General features: G+C 66.1%; 1 protein-coding gene and 1 pseudogene. Both read left to right on the forward strand.

Annotated features, from left to right (window positions below):
• A pseudogene (locus tag AC1DU6_RS32495) lies at positions 1 to 175 on the forward strand (RNA pseudouridine synthase); the annotation flags it as partial.
• A gap of 2 nt (positions 176 to 177) precedes the next feature.
• Positions 178 to 882, forward strand: a complete 705-nt coding sequence (locus tag AC1DU6_RS32500) for an SDR family NAD(P)-dependent oxidoreductase (RefSeq protein ID WP_477862360.1) — start codon at positions 178 to 180, stop codon at positions 880 to 882.
• The last annotated feature ends 176 nt before the right edge of the window (positions 883 to 1,058 follow it).

Genomic DNA, 1,058 nt, shown 5'->3' on the forward strand with positions numbered 1-1,058 from the left:
CCTGACCGGTCGCACCCATCAATTGCGCGTGCATCTCGCCGCCATCGGGCATGCCATGCTGGGCGACACGCTCTATGCCGCGCCCGACATCGCTGCCGCCAGCCCACGCCTGCTGCTGCATGCCAGCGAACTGCGAATCGGCGACCATCACTTCATCTGCCCACCGGAGTTCTGAGCATGCATCTCTACATCGTCACCGGCAGTTCACGCGGCCTGGGCGCGGCACTGGTTCAACAGCTCACGCAAGCCGAGAACACGGTGATCGGCATCGCTCGCAAGACCAACCCGGCGCTGCAAGCGGAGCAATGGGCGCTTGATCTGGCGGACCCGATTGCTGCTGCGGAACACCTGCAGGCCTGGTTGCGCGCCAACAAGCGCTGGGAAAGTGCAACGCTGGTCAACAACGCCGCCCTGCTCAGCGAGCCCGGCCCGCTGGCGACCTCCGACCTCACCAGCCTGTCGGCCGCGCTGCGCGTCGGCCTGGAAGCGCCAACGCTGCTGAGCCGTGTCTTCCTGGCCGAAACGGTGGGCGTGCCGACGCGACGCATCCTGAGCATCTCATCGGGCCTGGGCCGCCGCGCCATGGCCGGCAGCGCAGCCTATTGCGCCATCAAGGCCGGGCTGGACCATCTCAGCCGCGCCCTGGCCCTGGAAGAGCCTGGCGTCGGCGTCGTCTCACTGGCGCCGGGCGTCATCGACACCGACATGCAGGTGCAATTGCGCGGCGCCGACCCCACCCGGTTCCCCGAGCAAACCCGCTTCCAGGGCCTGAAAGATGGCGGCCAGCTGCAGACGGCGGCCGACACGGCTGCGGCGATTGTTCGCTTTCTCATGCGGCCAGACTTCGGAAAAACCGTGGTTTCCGATATCAGAGACGCTTGAAAATCCTGATCCGAACCTGCATCTGCCGGTTCGTTTCCAAGCTTCTGGAGAACTCGCTTGAACCGCATCTTTGCTGTGACCCTCGCCACCCTGCTGGCCGTCACGCTGCCCGCCCATGACGCCGAGGCCAAACGCCTCTCCAGTGGTGGCCTGAAGCGCAGCGTGCCTACCCAGAC

Source organism: Roseateles sp. P5_B10, assembly GCF_056400485.1.